We start from the raw sequence: 24,138 nt of genomic DNA on the forward strand, positions 1-24,138 counted from the left end.
CATGCACAACAGCGTCGCACACCTGCAGACCCTGAAGTCGCAGCCCAGAAAGCCGGGTGAGGCGTCCTTCTTCTTCCACGACCAGCATTTCCGCTACAACGCGGCCAAGGTATTGCCCGGGGAGTACTTCGTGTCGAAGGAAGACATCGTCATCATGACGGTGCTGGGCTCGTGCATTGCCGCCTGCGTGTGGGACTCCCGCCTGCGCATCGGTGGCATGAACCACTTCATGCTGCCGGAGGGCGGAGGCGATACCTCTGGCCGCTACGGTTCCTACGCCATGGAACTGCTGATCAACGAGCTGATCAAAATGGGCTCATCCCGCGAGTACATGCAAGCCAAGGTATTCGGCGGCGGCGCTGTCATATCGGGTTTCACCACCATGAACGTCGGGGAACGCAACACGAAGTTCGTCCTGGACTACCTGGCCACCGAGCGCATACCGGTGGTGTCCAAGGACGTCCTGGACATTTACCCACGCAAGGTGGTTTTCTTCCCGGTGTCCGGCAAGGCCATGGTGAAGCGGCTGGCCCATGCACACCCCGACACCCTCGAAACCCAGGAGCGCCAAGGCAACGCGGCCAAGGTGGTGCAATCCACGGCTGGTGGTTCTGTCGACCTCTTCTGACCTCATTCTCCCTGTTCTCCTGCATGAGCAAGATCAAAGTGGTGGTGGTTGATGACTCCGCGCTGGTGCGCAGTCTTCTCACCGAAATCATCAACAAGCAAGCAGACATGGTCTGCATCGGCGCAGCCAACGACCCTCTCGCAGCACGCGAGATGATCCGCGAACTCAACCCCGATGTCATCACGCTGGACGTGGAAATGCCCAAGATGGACGGGCTCGAATTCCTCTCCCGCCTGATGCGTCTGCGCCCGATGCCGGTCGTCATGGTGTCGACGCTGACCGAACAGGGCGCCGACATCACGATGCGCGCACTGGAGATGGGGGCGGTGGATTTCGTGGCCAAGCCGCGCATTGGCGTGTCGAGCGGCTTGCGTGAACTGGGCGATGAAATCGTCGAGAAAATACGGATCGCGAGCAAGGCCCGCGTGAGCCGCCATGTGGCATCGCCCGCCCCGGCGGGCTCGGTCAAGGAAGAAGGTGCTGCCCCGCCCCTGCGGGTGATGCACCGCCTGTCTTCGACCGAGAAGGTCATCTGTATTGGCGCGTCAACCGGTGGCACCGAGGCCATCAAGGAAATTCTGGTACACCTCCCCTCGGACTCGCCCGCCATAGTGATCACGCAGCACATGCCGGCGGGGTTTACCTCCAGTTTCGCGGCGCGGCTGGACTCGCTGTGCAAGATCCGGGTGTCGGAAGCCCGTGACGGGGAGCGCATTCTGCCGGGTCACGCCTACATCGCGCCCGGGGGCAAACAGTTCCACATCGAGCGCAGCGGTGCCAACTACGTCGCCGTGGTTGACGACGCCGCGCCAGTCAATCGGCACAAGCCGTCGGTGGAAGTGCTGTTCAAGTCCTGTGCGCGGGTGCTTGGCCCCAACGCCATCGGCGTCATGCTCACGGGTATGGGGGGCGACGGTGCCACGGCCATGCGCGAGATGCGCGATGCCGGCAGCTACAACTTCGTTCAGGACGAGGCCAGCTGCATCGTGTTCGGGATGCCCAAGATGGCCATACAGGCCGGCGCGGCTGACGAGGTATTGCCGTTGAACCGTATCGCCCAGGCTTTGATGGACCGCATCAACAGCACGGGTGGCGTGCGCCACCGCATCTGACGCATCAAGCCTGGGTATTCACCACCTGACCGGGCGGGCGGCCGCCCTCGGCCACGCTCTGGGTCGCCACGTAGGTGTCCGTCAGACCTGAGCCCTTGTCCTGGGTAGAGGGCGCCTGCTCCACGGTCTTCTCGGCGTAACCGGCCACACGCGCCGCGGCGGCGGCGCGCGCTTCCTCTCCAATCAGCACGTCAACCGCGGCGCGGCTGGCCGCCCACATGTTCGGCAGCAGCTCCTTGATCTGTGTGTCCATCGCTTCCTGCACGGGGCTCCGGTACGCCTCAGGCAGCTCGCCCTTGTAGCGTTGCAAATCGCTGTTCTTGCGAGCTTCCGCCTTGTCCGCTGCATCCGAAGACGCCTCGGCTTGCGCTGCCTGACGGGCCGCCCGCCCCTGCCGGGCAGCGGCAGGAGGCTCTTGCGCCACGGCAGGCGCGGGCTGGCCGAGCCCGCTGCGCTCCGGCGCTTGCGCGTTGTTCGGCATGTCCGGGCGCATGGCCTCGGCTGTCGGCTCGACCGGCGGCATGGCACTGGGCACATAGGCGGCCTGAACCCGCCCGGGGTCTCCCGAGGCTCCCGCAGCCGCAACCGCCTTGGCGTTGTCAGACGACACCGCATCACTGGTCTTGGTGGCCGTGACCGGTTGCACTTTGGTCGTGGGAGCCTGCTGTGGCCAAGGCATGACCCCAATCGAAGAAATGGTCAACATCGTGAACTCCCCCATCAGAGTTTCAAAAACGGGGAGGGATTCCCCCCGTTCTCCCCAGCTATCGACTTTCTAAAGCAAAACTTTAGGGGTGTTTCGATACTTTTTCAAGAAATCAGAAACCGTAAAATGTGCGATGGCAGACACGGTCCATGCCTACCAGGACCGACAATTCCAACATTCACAAGGTTTCAACATGTCCGTGATCCCCTCCATGGCCGACCGCGACGGCAAAATCTGGATGGACGGCCAGATGGTCGACTGGCGCGACGCCAAAATCCACGTGCTCACCCACACGCTGCACTATGGCTGCGGCGCCTTTGAGGGCGTGCGTGCCTACAACACGGTCAACGGCACGGCCATCTTCCGCCTGGAGGAACACACCCAGCGCCTGTTCAACAGCGCCAAGATCCTGCGCATGAACATTCCCTTCACCCAGGAACAGGTGAACGAGGCGCAAAAGGCCGTGATCCGCGAGAACAAGCTGGAAAGCGGCTACATCCGTCCGCTGACCTGGATCGGTGACAAAAAGCTGGGCGTGTCGCCCAAGGGCAACACCATTCACCTGATGGTCGCCGCATGGGCCTGGGGCGCCTACCTGGGCGAAGAAGGCATGAAGCGCGGCATCCGCGTGAAAACCAGCAGCTACACCCGCCACCACGTCAACATCACCATGACGCAAGCCAAGGCGGTGAGCAACTACACCAACTCCATCCTGGCCAACATGGAAGCCACCGACGAAGGCTATGACGAGGCCCTGCTGCTCGACAGTTCGGGCTTCGTGTCCGAAGGCGCGGGCGAGAACATCTTCGTCATCAAGAACGGCGTGATCTACACGCCCGACCTGTCGGCCGGCGCGCTCAACGGCATCACCCGCAACACGGTGTTCCACATCGCCAAGGACCTGGGCCTGGAGATCGTGCAAAAGCGTATCACCCGCGACGAGGTGTACATCGCAGACGAGGCCTTCTTCACCGGCACCGCCGCTGAAGTGACCCCGATCCGCGAACTGGACCGCATCGAAATCGGTGCGGGCAGCCGCGGCCCGATCACCGAAAAGATCCAGAGCGCGTTCTTTGACATCGTCAACGGCCGCAACCCCAAGTACGCCCACTGGCTGACCAAGGTGTGAACATGAGCCAAGCTGTCATCGAACTGGCCGCCAAGGACCTCAATGCTCACGGCGGTGTTTTCTGCCCCAGCCCGCTGGCTGACATGAAGCTGTGGAGCAGCCACCCCAAGGTGTACCTGGACGTGGCCAAGACCGGGGAAGCCCGTTGCCCCTACTGCGGCACGGTGTACCGCCTGAAGGCGGGCGAGGTGGTGGCCCACGGCCACTGACCAGAAAGAACGGCCCCGAGGGGCCGTTTTTCTTTTCAGGAGACGATGTAGGCGCCGGAGCCGGTGGACAGCAACTTGCCGTCCGGCCCGTGAAAGCCCATCCGCGTGGATGCCACGCGGGAACCCAGGCGCAGCACCTCGGCACGCAACTCGAAGAACTCCCCAATGCCAGGGCGCAGGTAATCGATGCGCAAGTCAATGGTACCCAGCTTGGCGAAGCGGTGCAGGCGCTGCTCGGGCGATTCGTCCATGTGCCGCGCACCGATGGCAGCCATCACCGCCAGCCCACCCATGGCGTCGAGCCCGGCGCTGATGACGCCACCATGGATGCGGTTGTAGGCGTAGTGGCCCACCAGTTCGTTGCGCATGTCTATGCGCGCGGTCACCAACTCAGGGGTGATCGACGTGATCTTGAGGCCGAGCACGGTGTTGAAAACGATCTTCTGCTCGAAGATCTCGCGCACACCTTCAACGAATTCCGGCTCGAAGACGATGGGTTGCGCGGGCGGGTGAACGATGGACTTGCTCATGAGGCGGTGCTCAGTTGAAGTTCGGCGCGCGCTTTTCCAGGAAGGCGGCGAATGCCTCCTTCGCAGCTGGCTCGCGCAGCATGCGCCCGAACACCGCCCCTTCTTCCGACATGGTCTGCAGCACCTGTGCCTGTTGGCCTTTCTTCATCAGGCGCTTGGTTTCCACCAGCGAACTCAGGGGCTTGGCCGCCAGCTTGCGTGCCACGCTCTGGGCATAGGCGTTGGCTTCGGACGGCGGCAGCACCCGGTTGACCAGCCCCACCTCCAGCGCGGCCTCGGCATAGAACGCCTCACCCAGCAACAACGCCTCGGCAGCCCGGTGATAGCCAAACATCTGCGGCCCCAGCAGGCTGGACGCCCCCTCGGCGCACAGCCCCAAATTGACGAAGGGCATGGAAAACGCCGCGTTGTCACCCGCATAGACCAGGTCGCAATGGAACAGCATGGTGGTGCCGATGCCCACAGCCGGGCCGCACACTGCCGCCACCAGCGGCTTGGGGAAGGCGGCGATGTTGCGCAGGAAGCGGAACACCGGCGCATCTTCACCCGCAGGCGGGGTGTTCAAAAAATCAGCGATGTCGTTACCGGCACTGAAGATGGACTCGTCGCCCTGCAGCACCACGACACGCACTGCGGTATCGGCCTGCGCCTGCTCCAGGGCATCGGCCAGCGCGCCGTACATGGCTGCCGTGAGGGAGTTCTTGCGGGCCAGGCGGTTGATGGTCAGCGTCATGACGCCGTTTTCAACATGGCTGAGGATGTCGGACATGCGGTGTGTCTCCTGAAAAACTCTATGAATCCGTCTGGCTGGCGACCAGATGTGAAAAGGGCCCGGTCGAGCGGGCCCGTAAAGGGAGTGCGGCGGGCGGTCAGACCCGCTCGAAGATGCCTGCGGCGCCCTGCCCCATGCCCACGCACATGGTCACCATGCCGTAGCGCTTATTGTGCCGTCGCAGCGCGTGCACCACTGTCGCGGAACGGATAGCCCCCGTGGCACCTAGCGGGTGGCCCAGCGCGATGGCACCGCCAATGGGGTTGACCTTGGCCGGATCCAGCCCCAACGAGTTCATCACCGCCAGGGACTGCGCCGCGAACGCCTCGTTCAGCTCGATCCAGTCTAGGTCGTTCTGGCTCAGGCCGCCAGCCTTGAGGGCCGCGGGAATGGCCTCGACCGGGCCAATACCCATGATGTGCGGCGGCACGCCACGGCTGGCGTAGCTGACGAAGCGGGCCAGCGGCGTCAGGCCGAAACGCTTGACGGCGGATTCGCTCGCCAGGATCAACGCACCGGCGCCGTCGGACGTCTGCGAGCTGTTGCCCGCGGTGACGGAACCCAGGCCGGTGGGCGTGCCGTCGGCCCTGCGCGGAATGGCGAACGCGGGCTTGAGCTTGCCCAGCCCTTCCAGGGAGGTGTCGGGGCGCGCGCCTTCGTCCTGCGTCACGGTGCGCTGGCTGTAGCGGACTTCACCGCTGGCCAGGTCCAGCTGGCGCTCGGTGATCTCGACCGGCGTGGTTTCGTCAGCGAACTCGCCAGCGGCCTGCGCCTTGAGGGCGCGCTGGTGCGACTGCAGGGCGAAGGCGTCCTGTGCTTCGCGCGTCACCTTCCATTGCTGTGCCACCTTTTCGGCGGTCAGGCCCATGCCGTAGGCAATGCCGTAGTCTTCCACGTTGTCGGTGTTGGCGAAGATGGTGGGCGACAGGCTGGGCGAGTTGCCCATCATGGGCACCATGCTCATGCTTTCCACACCAGCGGCGATCATCACGTCGGACTCGCCCACGCGTATGCGGTCGGCGGCCATCTGCACCGCGCTCAGACCAGAAGCGCAGAAGCGGTTGACGGTGATACCGCCCACGCTCTTGGGCAGGCCAGCCAGCACCGCGCCCACGCGCGCCACGTTCAGACCCTGCTGCGCCTCGGGAATGGCGCAACCGCAGATCACATCTTCAATGGTCGCAGGGTCCAGGTTGGGCACCTGCGCCAGAGCAGAACGCAGCACGTGTGCAAGGAGATCGTCGGGCCGCGTGTTCTTGAAGTAACCGCGGTGCGATTTGCCGATGGGCGTGCGGGTGGCCGCGACGATGTAGGCGTCTTGAACTTGTTTCATCTCGGGTCTCCGCTTCAGTTGCGCAGGGGCTTGCCGGTGGACAGCATGCCCAGGATGCGCGCTTGCGTCTTGGGGTGCACGATCAGGCTGCAGAAGGCCTGACGCTCCAGCTTCATGAGGTATTCCTCGCTCACCAGGGTGCCGGCTTCGACGTCACCGCCAGTCAGCACGTTGGCAATCAGGCCAGCGATGTGGAAGTCGTGCTGGCTGACGTAGCCACCATCGCGCATGTTCACAAGCGACCCCAGGATGGTGGCCTTGGCCGACCGGCCTGCCGCAGGGAACAGGCGCTTGAGCGGCGGACGGTAGCCGCCGTTGGCCATGGCCTTGGCTTCTGCAATGGCCACGTAGAGCAACTCATCTTTGTGGGGCACGACGATGTCACTGTCCAGCAGGTAGCCCAGCTTGCGGCTTTCCAGCGCGCTGGTGCCCACGGTGGCCATGGCGGCGGCCTTGAAGCCTTCGGTCAGGAAGGGCAGCAGGTCGTTGCCGTTGGACGTCTTGGCGTTTTCGGCCGCGCGGCGGGCGATGTAGGTGAGGCCGCCCGCACCCGGCACCAGGCCCACGCCCACTTCCACCAGGCCGATATAGCTTTCCATGTGGGCCACACGGCGGGCGCAATGCACGGCCAGCTCGCAGCCGCCGCCCAGCGCCATGCCACGCACGGCGGCCACGGTGGGAACCTGGGCGTAACGCAGCTTGAGCATCACGCGCTGCATCTCGGCTTCCACGTCCTCAATGGCAGCAACACCTGCCGCGATGAACGCGGGCATCACGGCCTGAAGGTCGGCACCCACGCTGAAGGGCTCATCGCCAGACCACACCACCAGCCCCTGGTACTGCGCCTCGGCCAGGTCAACGGCGCGGCTCAGGCCTTCGGTCACGCCGGGGCCGATCGCGTGCATCTTGCTCTTGATGCTAGCAATCAGCACTTCATCGTCCAGCGTCCACAGGCGGATGTCGGCGTCTTCGTGCAGGGTCTTGCCTGCGGTCTCGAACACAGGGGCGTTTTCACCCAGCAGTTGCTCGCGGAAGATCTGGCGCTGGTACACCAGCAAGTCGCGCTTGGGCTGGAACTGGCCGGTCGTGGGGTTCCAGGAGCCTTCCGGCTGGTGCACTCCACCACGCTCGGCCACGGGGCCCTTGAACACCCACTCGGGCAGGGGCGCGTTGCACAGCGCCTTGCCCGCATCGATGTCCTCCTGGATCATCTTGGCCACTTCCAGCCAGCCTGCTTCCTGCCAAAGTTCGAAGGGGCCCTGCTGCATGCCAAAGCCCCAGCGCATGGCCTGGTCCACGTCACGCGCGGTGTCGGCAATGTTGGACAGGTGCACGGTGGCATAGTGGAAACCGTTGCGCAGAATGGCCCACAGGAACTGGCCCTGAGGCCCTTCTGCGTTGCGCAGCAGCTTCAGGCGCTCGGCGGCGGGCTTCTTGAGCATGCGGCCGTACACCTCGTCGGCCTTCTGGCCTGCGGGTACGTAGTCCTTGCTCTCCAGCTCGAAGCGCATGATGTCGCGCCCCACCTTCTTGAAGAAGCCGGCCTTGGTCTTCTGGCCCAGGTTGCCCAGTTCGATCAGGGTCTTGAGCACTTCGGGAGTGCCAAAGCTGCCATAGAAGGGGTCGGTCTCGGCGCTCAGCGTGTCCTGCAGCGTCTTGATGACGTGGGCCATGGTGTCCAGGCCCACCACGTCGGCCGTACGGAAGGTACCGCTGCTGGCGCGGCCCAGGCGCTTGCCTGTCAGGTCGTCCACCACGTCGAAGGTCAGGCCAAAGCGTTCGGCCTCTTTCATGGTGGACAGCATGCCCGCAATGCCGATGCGGTTGGCCACGAAGTTGGGCGTGTCCTTGGCGCGCACCACACTCTTGCCCAGGCCGGTGGTGACGAAAGCCTCAAGCTGGTCCAGCACATGCGGCTGGGTGGACGGTGTGGCGATCAACTCCACCAGCGGCATGTAGCGCGGCGGGTTGAAGAAATGGATGCCGCAGAAACGCGGGCGCAGCGCTTCGGGCAGGGCCTCGGACAGCGCACCGATGGACAAACCCGAGGTGTTGGAGGCCAGCAGCGCGTTGTCGGCCACGAACGGGGCGATCTTGGCGTACAAGTCACGCTTCCAGTCCATGCGCTCGGCAATGGCCTCGATGACCAGATCACAGCCGCGCAGCAGCTCCAGGTGCTCTTCGTAGTTGGCAGCCTGGATCAGATCGGCATCATCGGCCACGCCCAGGGGGCTGGGCTTGAGCTTCTTGAGGTTGGCGACAGCCCTGGTGACGATGCCGTTCTTGTCATTTGACTTGCTGTCGGGCAGGTCGAACAGAATGACGGGCACCTTGCAGTTGACGAGGTGCGCGGCAATCTGCGCCCCCATCACGCCAGCGCCCAGCACGGCGACTTGTTTCACGGTGAAACGGGACATGGGTTTTCCTTGGGTTGTGGGTGGCCAGCGCGCTTATTGCACGCGCACCCAGGTCTGGGTACGGCCAATGAACAGCACGGAACCACGGACATCGAGCTTTTTGCCGCCTTCGACCGGTGTCATGCGCAGGTTGTAGGACTTGCCGTTCTCGGGGTCGAGAATCTGGCCGCCTTCCCACACATCCTTGCCATCCACCTTCTTGGCGCCACGGATGATCTCCAGGCCGATCAAGGGCTGGTCCTTGCGGTCGTCGGTGCATTCGGTGCAGCGGCGCGTCTGGTCAGCGCCCTTGCGCAGCAGCTTCTCGATGCGCCCCGTCAACACACCACCGTTGTCGGTGATGACGATCTCGCTCTTGACCTCCTTGGTGTCGTCATCGATGCTGTGCCAGCGGCCCACAGGCGTGCTCTGCGCCAGCGCCTGGGAAGCCAGGGCGGTCAAGGCCAGTGTCGTGATCAAGGCGTGGCGGCGGAAGTGCTTTGTCATGGCTCGTGTCTCCTGTGTGTGAGTCGCTTGATCAGGCCAGCGCGGCGTCGGTGTCCATCAGTGCGCGGCTGCCAGCACGGGCGGTGCGCATGAGGGTGGCCGTCTCTGGGAAGAGCTTGGCGAAGTAGAAACGCGCAGTCTGCAGCTTGGCGGTGTAGAACGGGTCGGTGCTGCCTGCGCCGATCTGTTTGAGCGCCACCGACGCCATGCGTGCGAAGAAGTAACCGAACACCAGGTGGCCTGCCACGCGCAGGTAGTCCACGGCGGCAGCGCCCACTTCGTCGGGGTTCTGGAAGCCCTTGAAGCCGATTTCGGTGGTGAACTTGGTCATCTGCTCACCCAGGTTGGCCAGCGGGTTGATGAACTCGGCCATCTTCTCGTTGACGCCCTCTTCCATCACCAGCGCACCCACCAGCTTGGCGAACTTCTTGAGCGTGGCGCCGTTGTTGGCCAGCACCTTGCGGCCCAGCAGGTCCAGGCTCTGCACGGTGTTCGTGCCTTCGTAGATCATGTTGATGCGGGCATCGCGCACGTACTGTTCCATGCCCCATTCCTTGATGTAGCCGTGGCCGCCAAAGACCTGCTGGCACATCACCGTGGCGTCAAAGCCGTTGTCAGTGAGGAAGGCCTTGGCGATGGGGGTGAGCAGCGCGAGCAGCTCGGCGCTGTCCTTGCGCACTTTTTCGTCGGGGTGGTGCAGTTCCTTGTCCAGTTGCAGGGCGCAGAAGGTCAGCAGCGCACGGCCGCCTTCGGCATAGGCCTTGGCCGTCAGCAGCATCTTGCGCACGTCGGGGTGCACGATGATGGGGTCGGCCGGCTTGTCCTTGGCCTTGGGGCCAGACAGCGAACGCATCTGGATGCGGTCTTTGGCATAGGCCAGCGCGTTCTGGAAGGCCACCTCGGTCAGGCCCACCGACTGGTTGCCCACGCCCAGGCGGGCGGCGTTCATCATCACGAACATGGCCTGCAAGCCCTTGTTGGGCTGGCCCACCATGGTGCCCACGGCGCCATCCAGAATCATCTGCGCGGTGGCGTTGCCGTGAATGCCCATCTTGTGCTCCAGGCCGCCGCAGTAAATGGCGTTGCGGTCGCCCAGCGAACCGTCTGGGTTGACGTGGAACTTGGGCACCAGGAACAGGCTGATGCCCTTGCTGCCCTGCGGCGCGTCGGGCAGGCGGGCAAGCACCAGGTGCACGATGTTCTCGGCCAGGTCGTGCTCACCGGCGCTGATGAAGATCTTCTGGCCGGTGATGCGGTAGGTGCCATCGGCCTGCGGTTCGGCCTTGGTGCGCAGCAGGCCCAGGTCCGTGCCGCAATGGGGTTCGGTCAGGCACATGGTGCCAGTCCACTCGCCGCTGGTCATCTTGGGCAGGTAGACGGACTTCTGCTCGGGCGTACCGTGCGCGTGCAGGCACTCGTAGGCACCGTGGCTCAGACCGGGGTACATGGTCCAGGCCTGGTTGGCGCTGTTGAGCATTTCGTAAAAGCAGCCATTGACCACAAAGGGCAGACCCTGGCCGCCATATTCGGGGTCGCAGCTCAGCGCGGGCCAGCCACCTTCCACGTACTGTTTGTAGGCTTCCTTGAAACCCTTGGGGGCCTTCACCTCGTGGGTGGTCTTGTCGAGTACGCAACCCTCTTCATCGCCGCTCAGGTTCAGCGGGAAAGCCACTTCGGCTGCAAACTTGCCGCCCTCTTCCAGCACGGCGTTGATGGTGTCGGCGTCCACCTCGGCGTGGGGCGGGCAGACCTTGAGTTCGTCAACAACGTTGAACACTTCGTGCAGCACGAATTGCATGTCGCGCAGGGGCGGGTTGTAGCTGGGCATGGCTGTCTCCTGAAGGCAGAAATGGAATGGAAAAACGGGGAAACGGTGAGCCGAAACGCTCAGGGAGCGTTGCGGGCGATGATGTTGTCGAAGCCCTGGCGCGCGCGCTGCAGGCCCTGCGGATTGCGCAGGAAGCGCGCCTCGTAGTGCAGCGCCAGGATCAGTCCATGAATCTCGAAGGCGATCTGGCCGGCGTCGGCGTCGGCATGCAGGTGGCCTTCCGCGACGGACTGCTCCACCGCGCGGTGCATGGCCGCCTGCCAGGTGTTGACGGTGGAAACGAGCACGTCGCGCACCGGGCCCGGCCGGTCGTCGAATTCGACCGCGCCACTGATGTAGATGCAGCCCGAATCGATCTCGGTGGAGGTCTGGCGCATCCAGTTGTCGAACAGGGTACGCAGGCGCGGCAGACCGCGTGGCTGCTGGAGCGCGGGCATGAACACGTCGCGCTCGAATCGCTGGTGGTATTCGTTGACCACCGAAATCTGCAATTCCTCGCGGGAACCGAAGTGGGCGAACACGCCCGACTTGCTCATTTGCATGATTTCGGCAATTGCCCCGATACTCAAGCCTTCAAGGCCCACTTGAGACGCCAGGGCAAGGGCCGCGTCAACGATGGCAGCCTTGGTCTGCTGCCCCTTGTGCATGGGTTTGCCTGAGGCCTGGGTGGCCCCGGCCGTATCGGCAGAGCGGAGTCGGCGGACGTTGGTCATGTTTTCCAGAAAATAAAACGAACGGTCGTGCTATTTTATGGACGAACATGTCTCCGTCAAGTACCTGAGCACATCTTTTTCAAAAAATCAGATCAGTCGGGCAACAGCGCCAGCAGACAGGCGTCCAGCTGTTCCGTTGGGCTTCGCTTAAAACCGCTGCGGGCGTAGCGCTGCAAACGGCCCATGACAAACGCGGTAAGCACGGCCCCCAACGCCACGGCATCTACCCGGTCAGCCTCGCGCAGGCGCTGCTTGAAGGCGGACTCCAGCTTGTCGAAAAGCAGGTTCATGCGCGCCTGCAGGCGCTCGTTCTCCTGCACCAGCGCGTCACCCGCCATGACACGGGCCATGCCCGGGTTGCGCTCGGCAAACTGCAAGACCATGGCTATCACCAGGCGCACCTGACGCCAGGGCGTGGGTTCGCGTTCGTCAATCTGCTGGATCAGCCCGAACACGCTCTGCTCGATGAAGTCGATCAAGCCCTCGAACATCTGGGCTTTGCTGGCGAAGTGCCGGTAGAGGGCAGCCTCGCTTACCGCCAGACGCGCGGCCAGGGCCGCCGTGGTGACGCGCTCGCCACCCGGCTGCTGCAGCATCTCGGCCAGAGCCTGCAGTATCTGCAGACGGCGCTCTCCGGGCTTGGGACGCACTCGCCGTGCGGGCGCAGCCGCCTCGTCAGGAAGGGCGGCCGGGCTCTCGGCCACCGCCATCTGGGAATCGTTCATCTTCCACCTCCTCCTGTCGGTCCGGCGCCCACCCGCGCCTGCCAGGCCCCTCTGCCGCTCTTCGCTCAGTGCGAGCGGATCATCGTGCCATAGGCCTGGTCACTCAGAATCTCCAGCAGCATGGCATGCGGCACACGGCCATCAATGATGTGCACGGCGTTCACACCGCTCTTGGCTGCGTCCAGCGCACCGGCGATCTTGGGGATCATCCCGCCACTGATCGTGCCATCGGCCACCAACTCGTCAATGCGCTTCATGGTGAGTTCGGTCAGCAGCTTGCCGTCCTTGTCCAGCACACCCGGGATGTTGGTGAGCATCAGAAGCTTCTCGGCCTGCAGCACGGTGGCCAGCTTGGCGGCCACCACGTCGGCGTTGATGTTGTAGCTCTCGTTGTGTTCGCCGAACCCGATGGGGCTGACCACCGGGATGAACTGGTCGTCCTGCAAGGATTTGACCACGCTGGGGTCGATGCCGACGATGTCGCCGACCTGGCCCACGTCGTGCTCCTTGCTGGGGTCTGACTGGTCCACCATGCGCAGCTTGCGGGCGTGGATCATGGCGCCGTCGCGTCCCGTCAGGCCCACGGCCTTTCCGCCCGCACGGTTGATGAGACCCACGATGTCCTGCTGCACCTCACCGGCCAGCACCCACTCCACCACCTCCATGGTTTCGGCGTCGGTCACGCGCATGCCCTGGACGAACTCGCCCTTCTTGCCCAGGCGCTTGAGCAAACCCTCGATCTGTGGGCCGCCACCGTGCACCACCACGGGGTTGATGCCCACCAGCTTGAGCAGCACCACGTCTTCGGCGAAGGCGGCCTGCAGCTCGGGGTCGGTCATGGCGTTGCCACCGTACTTGATGACCATGGTCTTGCCATGGAACTTGCGGATGTAGGGCAGCGCCTGGGCCAGGATCTCGGCTTTGTCGCGGGGCTGGATGTGCGAGATGTCGCGGGCGGTGTGCGTCATGGTGTGGAATCGCTTGCGTTTTCAGATCCTGCAAATTGTGCCGGAAATCCCCTCCTTGTAGGCGATCCCGCTGCTGGGCCATGGTGGCAACGCGGCCCCAGGGCATGCGACACTCTGGCCACCCGTCACGAAGCGGAATCCAGCCGATTGCAAACAACCCCATTCCCATGCCTTCGGAAATCGAACTCAAGCTGCTGCTGCCCGGTGCAGATGCCAGAACCATCGTCCAGACACTGACCCGCCACCCCAGCCTGGCCCGGCGCCCAAGACAGGAACAGTGGCTGACCAACGTCTATTTCGACACCCCCCAGCAAACCCTGCGCCAGCAACGCTGCGCACTGCGCCTGCGCCACGTCGCCCAAAAGCCTGGGGCAGCCCAGCGTGGGCAGTGGTTGCAGACCTTCAAGACGGCCGGGGTGTCCCAGGGCGGGCTGAGCCAACGCGGCGAATGGGAGACGGCCGTAACAGGCAAGGCACTGGACTTTCAGGCGCTGGCTGCCACGCCACTGGCCGCCATGGGCGACGAGCATTCACTGCTTGCAGCGCTGAGCCCGTGCTTCGAGACCCGCTGCCACCGCACCACCTGGCTCGTACGCCGCCGCGATGGCACCGCCATGGAGGTAGCGCTTGACGTGGGCGAAATCGTGGCAGGCGGGCGCACTGAGCCCCTGCTGGAACTTGAACTGGAACTCCTGGCCGGCCAGCCGGATGCCCTGTTCGATCTGGCCGAATCGCTGGCGCGCAACGTAGCGGTCCTGCCCTGCGACATCAGCAAGGCGGAACGGGGGTACGCGCTGGCCGCTGGCAGCCAGCACGCCCCCGCACGTGCGCGCCCTGGCCAGCTGAGTGGCGGCATCCAGCCAGTCGATGCCGCGCGCCTGACGATGGGCGAAATGCTGGAACAGTTCACTCGCAACCTGTCTGGCCTGCTTCACAGCGATGCCCCGGAACTGGTGCACCAGGCCCGGGTCGCCTGGCGCCGCTGGCGCAGCGCCTCGCGGCTGTTCCGCCCCTGGCTGCCGCCAACGCCGGACCGCTCCGGTCTGGCCTCGCTTCTGACCACGCTGGGGCGCCTGCGAGACCGGGATGTGGCTCGCACGGAAACCTTGCCCAGCTGGGCGCCCAGCTTTGCGGACGGCGATTCCGCAAGGCAAGAGCTTGTCCAGACCTGCTTGGCCCAGCTTGACCAGGCCTGTGCCGGGGAACGCGAAGCGGCGCGCCGGGCACTGGCAACGCCCGCCACGGGTCTGGCCCTGCTGGCCCTGACCCGCTGGCTGCACGCCTTGAAGGGCGAAAAGACGCCAGACAGACGAACAAGCGCAAAAGCCCGGCCAGACTGGGCACGCGAGCGCATGGACAAGCTGCAACGGCGGCTCAAACATGCGCTGGATGCGGCCCGCCAGCACGGCGCCAGCGATGCGCTTGGACACGACGCCCGGCTCCTGGCCAAACGCACCCGTTACAGCATCGAAGCGCTGCAGGGCCTGCTGCCCCGAGGCAAAGCCAGGCACTGGCTGCGTGAGGCGTCCGACGCGCAACTGAGCATAGGCGCAGAACGCGACCTGCAACAGGCCGTGGTGCTCTTGCAGGGCCTGGCGGCAGACAACACACTCATCGCATTCCTGCAGGGCGTGGCTGCCGGGCGAGCCAACCCTGCCGCCCATTGATGGGGCATCGCGTCGCTATCATCGACAGCATGAGCGCGCCCTTCCATCGCACCACCACCCCGTTACGGCGCCGCAGCTTGCTGCTGGCAGCTGGCGGACTGGCAGCCACCCCTTGGGTGGTGCTGGCACAGTCCGCCCCCCAGGCCAGCGACTGGCCAACCACAGAGGCGCAGGCCCGAGGCCAGACGGTCTACTTCAACGCCTGGGCAGGCAGCGAACGCATCAACGCCTACATCCAATGGGCGGCACAGGAAGTGCAGCGCCGCCATGGAGTGACGGTTCAGCACGTCAAGGTGGCCGACGCGGCTGATGTGGTGCGCCGTGTTCGCGGTGAAAAACAGGCTGGGCGTGCCAACGGCGGTTCGGTGGACGCGGTGTGGATCAACGGAGAGAACTTCCTCGCGATGAAGCGCGAAGGGCTGCTCCATGGCCCCTTCGCCGAAACCCTGCCCAACTACCGCTGGGTGGACACACAAGGCAAACCCACAACGCGCATCGATTTTTCGGAACCCGTGGACGGCATGGAGGCGCCTTGGGGCATGGCGCAGTTCACCTGGTTTGCCGACAGCAAGCGCGTTGGGCAACTTCCGCGCAGCATGGCCGAGCTGCTGGCCTTCAGCCGTGCCCACCCGGGCCGTGTCGCCTACCCGCGCCCGCCCGATTTCCACGGCACCACGTTTCTCAAGCAGGCGTGGCTTGAATCCCTGCCCGGCCACGACGCCACCTACCGCCCCTACACCCCCGAGGCGTTCGAGCGGGCCACTGCGGCGCTCTGGGCCTACCTGGACGCACTGCACCCGCACCTGTGGAGAGCTGGGCGGCAGTTCCCGCAGAATGCATCGGCCATCCGCCAGATGATGGCAGACGGCGAACTGCTGCTCGCGCTGACCTTCAACCCCAACGAAGCAGCCAACGAAATTGCGGCTGGCCGCCTGCCCTCCAGTGTGGTGAGCTGGCAACCCCAGGCAGGGTCGGTTGGCAACACCCATTTCATCGCCATCCCCTTCAACAGTTCCGCCACGGCGGGCGCGCAGGTGTTCATCAACTTCCTGCTCTCACCGGAGGCCCAGGCGCGCAAGGCCGACATCGGTGTGTGGGGCGACCCCACAGTGCTTGATGTGCAACGGCTGCCCGCCGCCGACAAGGCCCGCTTCGCTGCCCGCCCCTCGCCGGGGCAAGTGGAGCAGGCTGTACCGGCCTGGCGCGAACCCCATGGCAGCTGGGTTGAACCGCTGGAGCGGGAATGGCTGCGGCGCTACGGGCGCTGAAACTTCCCGCCACCTGGGCTGGCATCTGCGCAGCCTGCGTGTTGCTGCCCCTGGGCTGGTCGCTGGCGGGCGCACTGGCCGCAGCGGCCGGCGCAGACGGCTGGCATGCTCTACGGCAAGACCCCCAGTTGCCTGAGGCTCTCCTTCTTACCCTGTGGATCGGAGTGGCCAGCACCGCGCTGGCCAGCCTGCTTGCACTCTTTTTACTGCGGCAAGTGTTCCCGGGCACGGGCTGGCAGCGTTGGAGCGCCAGACTTCCCGCGCTGCTCGCCGTCCCTCATGCCGCTTTCGCCATCGGCATGGTTCTGCTGGTCTCGCCCAGCGGGTGGTTGCTCAGGCTGTTTTCCCCTTGGGCCACGGGCTTGACGGAACCGCCCGCCTGGAGCACCACAAACGACCCTTGGGGCTTGGGGCTGGTGGCCGTGCTCGTCGCCAAGGAGGTGCCGTTCCTGCTCTGGGTCGGTGCAACCCAGCTGCACCGGGCCGGTCAGGCAGCACAATGGCAACAGCACTGGCAGATCGCCTGCAGCCTGGGGCACAGCGCTGGCAGCGCCTGGTGGCGTGTCGTCGCGCCACTGGTCTGGCGTGGCTGGCGCGGCCCGCTGCTTGCAGTGCTGGCCTACGGCCTCACGGTGGTGGACGTGGCCCTGGTCATTGGCCCCACCCACCCGCCCACGCTGGCAACGCTGACGTGGCAATGGCTGCAGGACCCGTCCCCCGCCACGCAAGCGCAAGGCGCGGCAGCGGCATGGCTGCTGGCGGCCATTGTTGCCAGCCTGGCACTGACTTGGTTGCTGCTGCTGAAATGGCCTGCGCTGCAAGAGGCCTGGCGGCGGTGGCTGACGCGCGGCCCTGCCGCACGCCAAACCCAGGAAGCGCGCGCCCCTACCCACGCTTTTGCGTCCTGGGGAACGCTGCTGGCACTGTACGCCTGCATCGGCGCCGTGCTGGTGGCAGGCAGCTTCACAGGCTACTGGCCGTTCCCGGAAGCCCTGCCCCGGCAAGCAAATCTGGGGGCCTGGGCGTCGGTGGCACAGAGCAGCGGCACGGTCCTGACCACGGTGGCGCTGGGTGTGGCGAGCAGCGCCACGGCGCTGGTCTGGGCCATGGCGTGGCTGGAACTGGCGCCCGCCCTGCCTGCCCGGTGGGCCTGGCTGCGCGCAGGCGTGCGCCAGGGCATGCTGCTGGGCCTGGCGCTGCCCGCCGTCTTGTGGGCCGTCGGTCTGCACCGGCTCAGCCTGGATCTGGGCTGGGACTTGAGCCTGCACGGCGTCTGGCTGGCGCACACCCTGATGGTGCTTCCGTACACGCTGGTGGCCCTGACACCGGCTTACCACGGCTTTGACGCCCGTTACGCGCAGCTGTGCGCCAGCCTGGGCCAGCCGCACTGGCGCTTCCTTGTGCAGGTGAAATGGCCCATGCTCCTGGCGGCACTGGCCAGTGCCTTCGCCGTCGGCTTTGCCGTGAGCGTTGCCCAATACCTGCCAACGCTTTACGTCGGGGGTGGTCGCACGCCCACCGTCACCACCGAAGCCGTGGCCCTGGTCACGGGCGGCCACCGCAGCCTTGCCGCCGCACATGCCAGCCTGCAATGGCTGCTGCCCATGCTGGTCTTCTTCCTGGCGGCGCGTCTGCCCGCCCTGCAACACAAGTCTGCCAAATGACCCTTCGACTTGAAATGCGCTCCCTGCAGGTGCTCGGCAAAGCCGGCGCCAGGCGGGAACTGACCGGTGAGCTGACCCTTGAAATACCGGATGGCGCAGTCCATACCCTCATGGGCCCCAGTGGCTGCGGCAAATCCAGCCTTCTGGCGGCCGTGGCGGGAACCTTGCCCGCCAACCTGCACGCCGTGTGCCAGGTGTGGCTTGACGGGCAGCGCATTGACCACCTGCGCACCGAAAGGCGCCGCGTCGGCCTGCTGTTTCAGGATGCGCTGCTGTTCCCCCACATGAACGTGCATGACAACCTGCTCTTCGGCACGCCCGCAGGCAACCGTGCAGACCGCCAGGCCGCCGTGGACAAGGCCCTGCGGGACATGGGCCTTGAGCAACACGCCCATACCTTCCCTGATGTGTTGTCTGGCGGTGAACGCGCCCGCGCGGCACTGGCCCGGGCATTGCTGGCCAGACCCCGCGCCTTGTTGCTGGACGAACCATTCTCGCGTCTGGACGCGCCGCTGCGCCAGCGCATGCGCGAGCTGGTGTTCTCCACCCTGCGGGAGCGCGGCATACCCGGCCTGCTGGTCACCCACGACGAGGCCGACATCGCCGACCCCACCCGTGTCACCCGCCTACCTTCGGTCAACTGAACCATGCTGGACCGCGCCGCCACCCGATTGCTCAGCCCGACACTCCACCGGCTCGCCAGAGCCTGCGTGCGCCTGGGCATACGCGCCGACACCCTCACGCTCACCGGGTTCGTGCTTGGCATGTGCGCGGCGGCCCTGATCGCATTCGAGAACTACCTCGGCGGCCTGCTGCTGGTGTTGCTGTCACGTGTCTGCGACGGCCTGGATGGCGCGGTCGCCAGGCTCACCAGCCCAACCGACCGGGGCGGCTTTCTCGACATCGCGCTGGACTTTCTGTTCTATGCCAGCGTTCCCCTGGCGTTCGCCATTGCACGGCCCGCCGACAACGCGCTGGCGGCGGCCGTGTTGCTTGCCGCATTCATTGGCACCAGCACCAGCTTTCTGGCCTTTGCCACCTTGGCTGCCAAACGGGGCATGCACAGCAGTGCGGCCTACCCCAACAAGTCCCTCTATTTCCTAGGCGGCCTGACGGAGGGCACCGAAACGCTCGCCGTTTTTGCTGCCATGTGCTTGTGGCCCACGCTCTTTCCGTGGCTGGCCTACGGCTTTGCCGCCGCCTGCGGCCTGACCACCGCCACCCGCTTGTGGTGGGGCTGGCACTTCTTCAAGTGAGCCCGCTTCTCGTCAGTCGAACCTGTATCAATATATAAAAATCTCACTATTTCGGTGAGGATTAGATAAAAAGTTATATTCTGAAGGCTCAGCTCCACCCAACGACCTGTTGGATGAGCGGCCTTCGTCGTTCTTGCCTCAGGCTTTTGGGTGCGTCACTCGCCACCCCTGGTGCCCCGCGCCAGCGGTTCACCACAACGCCTTCTGGAGGACGATCATGAAAACCGCAACCACCCGCCTCACCCTGACCACAGCCGTTGCAGCAGCGTTGGCACTTGCCGCCTGCGGCAAGAAAGACGATGCACCGGCCAGCGCCACGGCCGAAACCGCCCAGGAATGCGGAAAGGTCACGGTGGCCAGCATGAACTGGCAATCTGCCGAAGTCCTGGCCAGCATCGACAACATCATCCTCACCCAGGGTTATGGCTGTGAGGTCGAGGTCGTCCCAGGCGACACCATGCCCACCCTGACGTCGATGATCGAAAAGAGCCAGCCGGATGTCGCCCCCGAGGCGTGGATCAATGCCATCCGCCAACCCCTTGATGCCGCCGTGCGGGAGGGCCGCCTGCACTACGCCGCCCGGGCGCTGGAAGATGGCGGCGTCGAAGGCTGGTGGATTCCCAAATACATCGCAGATGCGCACCCCGACATCAAGACCATTGACGACGCGCTGAATCACCCGGAGCTTTTCCCCGCGCCGGAAGCCAAGGGCAAAGGCGCGGTCCACAACTGTCCTTCCGGCTGGAATTGCCAGATCACCACCGGCAACGCCTTCAAAGCGTGGAATGCGGCACAGAAGGGCTTCGAGCTTGTGGACACAGGCTCCGCCGCAGGGCTGGACGGCTCCATCGCCAAGGCCTACGAACGCAAGCAAGGCTGGCTGGGCTACTACTGGGCTCCCACGTCGATCCTGGGCAAGTACGAGATGGTGAAACTGGACGCTGGCGTGCCGCACGACAAGGACGCCTTTGAAAGCTGCAACTCCAAGACCGAATGCGACAACCCCGTCAAGACCGACTGGGCACGCGCCGAGGTGCTCACTGTAGTGACCGACCGCTTCAAGAACGAAGGCGGCCCCGCATACGACTACCTCACCCAGCGCAGCTGGAACAACGACACCGTCAACACACTGCTCGCCTGGATGAGCGACAACCAGGCCAGTGGAGACGATGGCGCGCGCCATTTTCTGAAGCACAACGAAAGCATCTGGAGCCGGTGGGTCACGCCTGCGGCGGCTGAAAAGATCAAGGCCGCACTGTGATTGCCATGAACTGGCTGCACGACTTTCCCGCCCTGGGGACAGAGGCGCTCAGCGCCCTGCGGCGCGGCATCGATGGCGCGTTCCGGGCCTTCACCCGTGAACACGGGCAGACGCTTGAAGAGCTGTTCGACCCGCTACGCGAGTTCCTGCTGCTGTCTGAGCGATTGCTCACCCAGTCGCCCTGGCCGCTCGTACTCGGGGGCATCGCGGCACTCGCCTGGGTGGCATCACGGTCGTGGAAGATCGTTGCGGGCACGGTCGTGACCTTGCTGCTCATCGGCTACTTCGGCATGTGGACCGACACCATGCGGACGATCTCCATGATCTTCGTCTGCACGGTCGTGGCGCTGGCGCTGGGCCTGCCCATCGGCATCGCCATGAGCCGCTCAGACAGGCTGCAGCGCGCCGTGAGCCCTGTGCTTGACGTGATGCAGACCATGCCCAGCTTCGTCTACCTCATCCCGGTGGTGATGCTGCTGGGCATCGGACGCGTGCCCGGCCTGATCGCGGTGGTCATCTATGCCATACCGCCCGTGATCCGTTTCACCAACCTGGGCATACGGCTGGTGGACAAGGACCTGCTGGAAGCCGCCGACGCCTTCGGTTCCTCGGGCTGGCAGAAGATGCACAACGTGCAGCTGCCGCTGGCGCTGCCCACCATCATGGCCGGAGTCAACCAGACCATCATGCTGTCGCTGTCCATGGTGGTCATCGCCTCCATGATCGGCGTGCAGGGCCTGGGTCAACCGGTCCTCAAAGCCATCACCAACCAGTACTTCACCATGGGCCTGCTCAACGGCCTGGCCATTGTCGGCATCGCCATCGTCTTTGACAGGGTGTCGCAGGCCTATGGCAAACGACTGCAGAAACACATGGAGGTACAACATGGCTGAAGCTTTGGTTCAAGCACCCGGGCTCGTGGTCACCGAAGAGGCGGCCAACGCCACGGACATCAACATCCGCCACCTGTACAAGATATTCGGCCCGGCGCCAGACAAGTTCCTGGAGCCCGTGCGCCAGGGCATGAGCAAGCAGGAGCTGCGCGACGTGCACGGCCACGTCCTGGGTCTGCGCGATATCAATATCGACATGCCCGCCGGGGGCATCCAGGTGGTCATGGGGCTGTCGGGCTCGGGCAAAAGCACACTCATCCGCCACATCAACCGCCTCATCGACCCCACGGCTGGCGAAGTGCTGGTGGGCCCGCCAGGGGCGCAGCACGATGTGGTGAAGATGAGCCAGGGCGAGTTGCTGCGCTTTCGCCGCGAGCAGACCGCCATGGTCTTCCAGAAGTTCGCCCTCTTCCCGCATTGCACCGTTCTGGAGAACACCAAGTACGGTTTGCAGGTCCAAGGGGTGCCGCGCAAGCAGCGGCGCGAGTCGGCCATGCGCTGGATCGAGCGCGTCGGCCTCAAGGGGTACGAAGACCACTACCCCAACCAGCTATCCGGCGGCATGCAGCAACGGGTCGGCCTGGCCCGCGCCCTCACCAATGACGCCCCCATCCTGCTCATGGACGAGGCCTTCTCGGCGCTGGACCCCCTCATCCGCAGCGACATGCAGAGCGTTCTGCTGGACTTGCAGCAGGAAATCGGCAAGACCATCGTCTTCATCACCCACGACCTGGACGAAGCGCTGCGCCTGGGCGACCGCATTGCCATCCTGCGTGACGGTGAGGTGGTGCAACAGGGCACCGGCCAGCAGATCGTGCTGCACCCGGCCGACGACTACATCGCCAGCTTCGTGCGCGACGTGAACCGTGGCCGGGTGATCCGTTGCCGCACGCTGATGCAGCCCGGCCTGCCCGTCGAGGGGCCGGTGGTGGACGCAGGTCTCGTCGTGGAAGAGGCGGCACGCCTGCTCAGCGCCGAGGGCAAAGAGGCCGCGAACGTGGTCAACAGCAAGGGCCGGCACCTGGGCACACTCACCATGACCGACGTCATCGCCGCCATGGTGCCACCACGCACGGGAGACGCCACCCAGTAAAATGGAAGGCTTTTCACCTTCGCCAGCCTCTGGATCAACACCACGAACCGCTGCACACCATGAGCAAAAAAGTCTTCATCAAAACCTTCGGCTGCCAGATGAACGAGTACGACTCGGACAAGATGGCAGACGTGCTGGGCGCCGCCCAGGGATACGAGCCCACGCAAGATGTTGAAGAGGCCGACCTGATCCTCTTCAACACCTGCTCCGTGCGCGAAAAGGCCCAGGAAAAGGTCTTCAGCGACCTGGGCCGCATCAAACACCTGAAACAAAAAGGCGTGCTCATTGGCGTGGGCGGTTGCGTGGCCAGCCAGGAAGGCGAAGAAATCATCAAACGCGCGCCATACGTGGACGTGGTCTTCGGCCCGCAGACCCTGCACCGCCTGCCCGAACTGCTGGAAGCCCGCCAGGCCAAGGCCCGCCCGCAGGTGGACATCAGCTTCCCCGAGATCGAGAAGTTCGACCACCTGCCCCCCGCCAAGGTGGAAGGCGCCAGCGCGTTCGTGTCCATCATGGAAGGCTGCAGCAAGTACTGCAGCTACTGCGTGGTGCCCTACACCCGTGGCGAGGAATTCAGCCGCCCGTTTGAAGAGGTGCTGGTGGAAGTGGCTGGCCTGGCCGACCAGGGCGTCAAGGAAGTCACGCTGCTGGGCCAGAACGTCAACGCCTACCGCGGCAAGATGGGTGACACCAGCGAGATCGCCGACTTTGCCCTGCTACTGGAATACGTGGCCGACATCCCTGGCATTGAGCGCATCCGCTACACCACCAGCCACCCCAACGAATTCACGCCCCGGCTGATCGAGGCCTACGCCAGGATTCCGAAGCTGGTGAGCCACCTGCACCTGCCCGTACAGCACGGCAGCGACAAGATCCTCATGGCCATGAAGCGCGGCTACACCGCGATGGAATACAAGAGCACCATCCGCAAGCTGCGCGCCATCCGGCCCGACCTGTCCATGAGCAGCGACTTCATCGTCGGCTTCCCCGGCGAGACGGAAGACGACTTCCAGAAGATGATGAAGCTCATCACCGACGTGGGCTACGACACATCCTTCAGCTTCATCTTCAGCCCGCGCCCCGGCACCCCGGCCGCCAACCTGCACGACGACACGCCGCACGAGGTCAAGCTCAAGCGACTGCAGCACCTGCAGGCCACCATTGAAGAAAACGTACAGCGCATCAGCGCCAGCCGGGTCGGCACGGTGCAACGCATCCTGGTCACCGGGCCGTCCCGTAAAAACCCGCAGGAACTCATGGGCCGCACCGAATGCAACCGCATCGTCAACTTCGACGGCGGCCCGCAAAGCGCGCGCCTGGCGGGTCAGATGATCGACGTGCGCATCACACAGGCGCTGCCGCATTCGCTGCGCGGCGAGGTGCTGGTGCGCGACACCGTCCAGGCCTGAGGCCCCACACTCACACGCGGCCCTCACACGCATATTTCACACTTGTGATATTTTGTATGTGATAAAACTCC

General features: G+C 64.7%; 23 protein-coding genes. 13 read left to right on the forward strand and 10 right to left on the reverse strand.

What is annotated here, in order from left to right; all coding sequences use genetic code 11:
- Position 1 precedes the first annotated feature (1 nt).
- Both cheD and ACYVHH_RS06450 read left to right on the forward strand, forming a co-directional pair.
- Positions 2-628 (forward strand): chemoreceptor glutamine deamidase CheD, encoded by a 627-nt coding sequence (gene cheD / locus ACYVHH_RS06445; protein ID WP_460564305.1) that lies wholly within the window; start codon positions 2-4, stop codon positions 626-628.
- Between the two features lie 23 nt (positions 629-651).
- Entirely contained in the window at positions 652-1,740 is a 1,089-nt protein-coding gene (locus ACYVHH_RS06450; protein ID WP_460564306.1) for a protein-glutamate methylesterase/protein-glutamine glutaminase, read from the forward strand.
- Between the two features lie 4 nt (positions 1,741-1,744).
- On the opposite strand, the gene ACYVHH_RS06455 is transcribed toward ACYVHH_RS06450, so the two are convergent.
- Positions 1,745-2,419: a hypothetical protein gene (locus ACYVHH_RS06455; protein WP_460564307.1), complete on the reverse strand. Its 675-nt coding sequence runs from the start codon at positions 2,417-2,419 to the stop codon at positions 1,745-1,747.
- 220 nt (positions 2,420-2,639) lie between these two features.
- On the opposite strand from ACYVHH_RS06455, the gene ACYVHH_RS06460 reads away from it, so the two are divergent.
- Entirely contained in the window at positions 2,640-3,575 is a 936-nt protein-coding gene (locus ACYVHH_RS06460; RefSeq protein WP_460564308.1) for a branched-chain amino acid transaminase, read from the forward strand.
- A 2-nt stretch (positions 3,576-3,577) separates the two neighbouring features.
- On the forward strand, positions 3,578-3,784 hold the full coding sequence (locus ACYVHH_RS06465; protein ID WP_460564309.1) for a zinc-finger domain-containing protein: 207 nt from the start codon (positions 3,578-3,580) through the stop codon (positions 3,782-3,784).
- Between the two features lie 35 nt (positions 3,785-3,819).
- Here ACYVHH_RS06465 and ACYVHH_RS06470 read toward each other — a convergent pair whose 3' ends face one another.
- The 9 genes from ACYVHH_RS06470 to argB form a co-directional block, all read right to left on the reverse strand.
- The gene (locus ACYVHH_RS06470) at positions 3,820-4,314 is read right to left on the reverse strand and encodes a thioesterase family protein (RefSeq protein ID WP_460564310.1); all 495 of its coding nucleotides are present in this window, start codon (positions 4,312-4,314) and stop codon (positions 3,820-3,822) included.
- Between the two features lie 10 nt (positions 4,315-4,324).
- Positions 4,325-5,083, reverse strand: a complete 759-nt coding sequence (locus ACYVHH_RS06475; protein WP_460564311.1) for an enoyl-CoA hydratase — start codon at positions 5,081-5,083, stop codon at positions 4,325-4,327.
- A 100-nt stretch (positions 5,084-5,183) separates the two neighbouring features.
- Positions 5,184-6,419 (reverse strand): acetyl-CoA C-acyltransferase, encoded by a 1,236-nt coding sequence (locus tag ACYVHH_RS06480; protein WP_460564312.1) that lies wholly within the window; start codon positions 6,417-6,419, stop codon positions 5,184-5,186.
- 14 nt (positions 6,420-6,433) lie between these two features.
- A complete protein-coding gene (locus tag ACYVHH_RS06485) occupies positions 6,434-8,836 on the reverse strand; it encodes a 3-hydroxyacyl-CoA dehydrogenase/enoyl-CoA hydratase family protein (RefSeq protein WP_460564313.1) in 2,403 nt (800 codons plus the stop codon).
- A gap of 33 nt (positions 8,837-8,869) precedes the next feature.
- Positions 8,870-9,322: a DUF2147 domain-containing protein gene (locus ACYVHH_RS06490; protein ID WP_460564314.1), complete on the reverse strand. Its 453-nt coding sequence runs from the start codon at positions 9,320-9,322 to the stop codon at positions 8,870-8,872.
- Positions 9,323-9,353: 31 nt separating this feature from the next.
- A complete protein-coding gene (locus ACYVHH_RS06495; RefSeq protein WP_460564315.1) occupies positions 9,354-11,150 on the reverse strand; it encodes an acyl-CoA dehydrogenase C-terminal domain-containing protein in 1,797 nt (598 codons plus the stop codon).
- A 59-nt stretch (positions 11,151-11,209) separates the two neighbouring features.
- Positions 11,210-11,797, reverse strand: a complete 588-nt coding sequence (locus ACYVHH_RS06500; RefSeq protein WP_460564337.1) for a TetR/AcrR family transcriptional regulator — start codon at positions 11,795-11,797, stop codon at positions 11,210-11,212.
- Between the two features lie 158 nt (positions 11,798-11,955).
- Entirely contained in the window at positions 11,956-12,588 is a 633-nt protein-coding gene (slmA, locus tag ACYVHH_RS06505) for a nucleoid occlusion factor SlmA (RefSeq protein WP_460564316.1), read from the reverse strand.
- Between the two features lie 65 nt (positions 12,589-12,653).
- Positions 12,654-13,556 (reverse strand): acetylglutamate kinase, encoded by a 903-nt coding sequence (gene argB / locus ACYVHH_RS06510; protein WP_460564317.1) that lies wholly within the window; start codon positions 13,554-13,556, stop codon positions 12,654-12,656.
- A 167-nt stretch (positions 13,557-13,723) separates the two neighbouring features.
- On the opposite strand from argB, the gene ACYVHH_RS06515 reads away from it, so the two are divergent.
- The 9 genes from ACYVHH_RS06515 to miaB all read left to right on the forward strand — a co-directional run bounded on the left by ACYVHH_RS06515 (position 13,724) and on the right by miaB (position 24,067).
- Entirely contained in the window at positions 13,724-15,223 is a 1,500-nt protein-coding gene (locus ACYVHH_RS06515) for a CYTH and CHAD domain-containing protein (RefSeq protein ID WP_460564318.1), read from the forward strand.
- Positions 15,224-15,252: 29 nt separating this feature from the next.
- Positions 15,253-16,491 carry an ABC transporter substrate-binding protein gene (locus tag ACYVHH_RS06520; protein WP_460564319.1) on the forward strand — a complete coding sequence of 413 codons (1,239 nt, stop codon included), beginning with the start codon at positions 15,253-15,255 and terminating at the stop codon, positions 16,489-16,491.
- Complete coding sequence (locus ACYVHH_RS06525; protein WP_460564320.1) at positions 16,467-18,155, forward strand: ABC transporter permease family protein; 1,689 nt, start codon at positions 16,467-16,469, stop codon at positions 18,153-18,155. Before ACYVHH_RS06520 ends, ACYVHH_RS06525 begins: the two co-directional genes overlap by 25 nt.
- Entirely contained in the window at positions 18,152-18,799 is a 648-nt protein-coding gene (locus ACYVHH_RS06530) for an ATP-binding cassette domain-containing protein (protein WP_460564321.1), read from the forward strand. The genes ACYVHH_RS06525 and ACYVHH_RS06530 overlap by 4 nt, the downstream gene beginning before the upstream one ends.
- Before the next feature lie 3 nt (positions 18,800-18,802).
- Entirely contained in the window at positions 18,803-19,411 is a 609-nt protein-coding gene (locus ACYVHH_RS06535) for a CDP-alcohol phosphatidyltransferase family protein (protein WP_460564322.1), read from the forward strand.
- Positions 19,412-19,628: 217 nt separating this feature from the next.
- Positions 19,629-20,672, forward strand: a complete 1,044-nt coding sequence (locus ACYVHH_RS06540) for an ABC transporter substrate-binding protein (RefSeq protein WP_460564323.1) — start codon at positions 19,629-19,631, stop codon at positions 20,670-20,672.
- Between the two features lie 5 nt (positions 20,673-20,677).
- The gene (locus ACYVHH_RS06545; protein WP_460564324.1) at positions 20,678-21,565 is read left to right on the forward strand and encodes an ABC transporter permease; all 888 of its coding nucleotides are present in this window, start codon (positions 20,678-20,680) and stop codon (positions 21,563-21,565) included.
- Positions 21,558-22,658, forward strand: a complete 1,101-nt coding sequence (locus ACYVHH_RS06550; protein ID WP_460564325.1) for a quaternary amine ABC transporter ATP-binding protein — start codon at positions 21,558-21,560, stop codon at positions 22,656-22,658. Before ACYVHH_RS06545 ends, ACYVHH_RS06550 begins: the two co-directional genes overlap by 8 nt.
- A 59-nt stretch (positions 22,659-22,717) precedes the next feature.
- The gene (gene miaB, locus ACYVHH_RS06555) at positions 22,718-24,067 is read left to right on the forward strand and encodes a tRNA (N6-isopentenyl adenosine(37)-C2)-methylthiotransferase MiaB (protein ID WP_460564326.1); all 1,350 of its coding nucleotides are present in this window, start codon (positions 22,718-22,720) and stop codon (positions 24,065-24,067) included.
- The last annotated feature ends 71 nt before the right edge of the window (positions 24,068-24,138 follow it).

This window comes from Hydrogenophaga aquatica (assembly GCF_054780915.1).

Excerpts from the sequence above, each read along its gene's own strand:
- ACYVHH_RS06455 (WP_460564307.1), bottom strand. The coding sequence starts at position 2,419 with ATGCCTTGGCCACAGCAGGCTCCCACGACCAAAGTGCAACCGGTCACG.
- ACYVHH_RS06545 (WP_460564324.1), top strand. The coding sequence starts at position 20,678 with ATGAACTGGCTGCACGACTTTCCCGCCCTGGGGACAGAGGCGCTCAGC.
- ACYVHH_RS06525 (WP_460564320.1), top strand. The coding sequence starts at position 16,467 with ATGGCTGCGGCGCTACGGGCGCTGAAACTTCCCGCCACCTGGGCTGGC.
- ACYVHH_RS06515 (WP_460564318.1), top strand. The coding sequence starts at position 13,724 with ATGCCTTCGGAAATCGAACTCAAGCTGCTGCTGCCCGGTGCAGATGCC.
- ACYVHH_RS06470 (WP_460564310.1), bottom strand. The coding sequence starts at position 4,314 with ATGAGCAAGTCCATCGTTCACCCGCCCGCGCAACCCATCGTCTTCGAG.
- ACYVHH_RS06450 (WP_460564306.1), top strand. The coding sequence starts at position 652 with ATGAGCAAGATCAAAGTGGTGGTGGTTGATGACTCCGCGCTGGTGCGC.
- ACYVHH_RS06475 (WP_460564311.1), bottom strand. The coding sequence starts at position 5,083 with ATGTCCGACATCCTCAGCCATGTTGAAAACGGCGTCATGACGCTGACC.
- ACYVHH_RS06500 (WP_460564337.1), bottom strand. The coding sequence starts at position 11,797 with ATGCACAAGGGGCAGCAGACCAAGGCTGCCATCGTTGACGCGGCCCTT.
- ACYVHH_RS06490 (WP_460564314.1), bottom strand. The coding sequence starts at position 9,322 with ATGACAAAGCACTTCCGCCGCCACGCCTTGATCACGACACTGGCCTTG.
- ACYVHH_RS06530 (WP_460564321.1), top strand. The coding sequence starts at position 18,152 with ATGACCCTTCGACTTGAAATGCGCTCCCTGCAGGTGCTCGGCAAAGCC.
- miaB (WP_460564326.1), top strand. The coding sequence starts at position 22,718 with ATGAGCAAAAAAGTCTTCATCAAAACCTTCGGCTGCCAGATGAACGAG.
- ACYVHH_RS06485 (WP_460564313.1), bottom strand. The coding sequence starts at position 8,836 with ATGTCCCGTTTCACCGTGAAACAAGTCGCCGTGCTGGGCGCTGGCGTG.
- ACYVHH_RS06465 (WP_460564309.1), top strand. The coding sequence starts at position 3,578 with ATGAGCCAAGCTGTCATCGAACTGGCCGCCAAGGACCTCAATGCTCAC.
- ACYVHH_RS06550 (WP_460564325.1), top strand. The coding sequence starts at position 21,558 with ATGGCTGAAGCTTTGGTTCAAGCACCCGGGCTCGTGGTCACCGAAGAG.
- argB (WP_460564317.1), bottom strand. The coding sequence starts at position 13,556 with ATGACGCACACCGCCCGCGACATCTCGCACATCCAGCCCCGCGACAAA.
- ACYVHH_RS06520 (WP_460564319.1), top strand. The coding sequence starts at position 15,253 with ATGAGCGCGCCCTTCCATCGCACCACCACCCCGTTACGGCGCCGCAGC.
- ACYVHH_RS06540 (WP_460564323.1), top strand. The coding sequence starts at position 19,629 with ATGAAAACCGCAACCACCCGCCTCACCCTGACCACAGCCGTTGCAGCA.
- ACYVHH_RS06480 (WP_460564312.1), bottom strand. The coding sequence starts at position 6,419 with ATGAAACAAGTTCAAGACGCCTACATCGTCGCGGCCACCCGCACGCCC.
- ACYVHH_RS06535 (WP_460564322.1), top strand. The coding sequence starts at position 18,803 with ATGCTGGACCGCGCCGCCACCCGATTGCTCAGCCCGACACTCCACCGG.
- ACYVHH_RS06495 (WP_460564315.1), bottom strand. The coding sequence starts at position 11,150 with ATGCCCAGCTACAACCCGCCCCTGCGCGACATGCAATTCGTGCTGCAC.
- slmA (WP_460564316.1), bottom strand. The coding sequence starts at position 12,588 with ATGAACGATTCCCAGATGGCGGTGGCCGAGAGCCCGGCCGCCCTTCCT.
- ACYVHH_RS06460 (WP_460564308.1), top strand. The coding sequence starts at position 2,640 with ATGTCCGTGATCCCCTCCATGGCCGACCGCGACGGCAAAATCTGGATG.
- cheD (WP_460564305.1), top strand. The coding sequence starts at position 2 with ATGCACAACAGCGTCGCACACCTGCAGACCCTGAAGTCGCAGCCCAGA.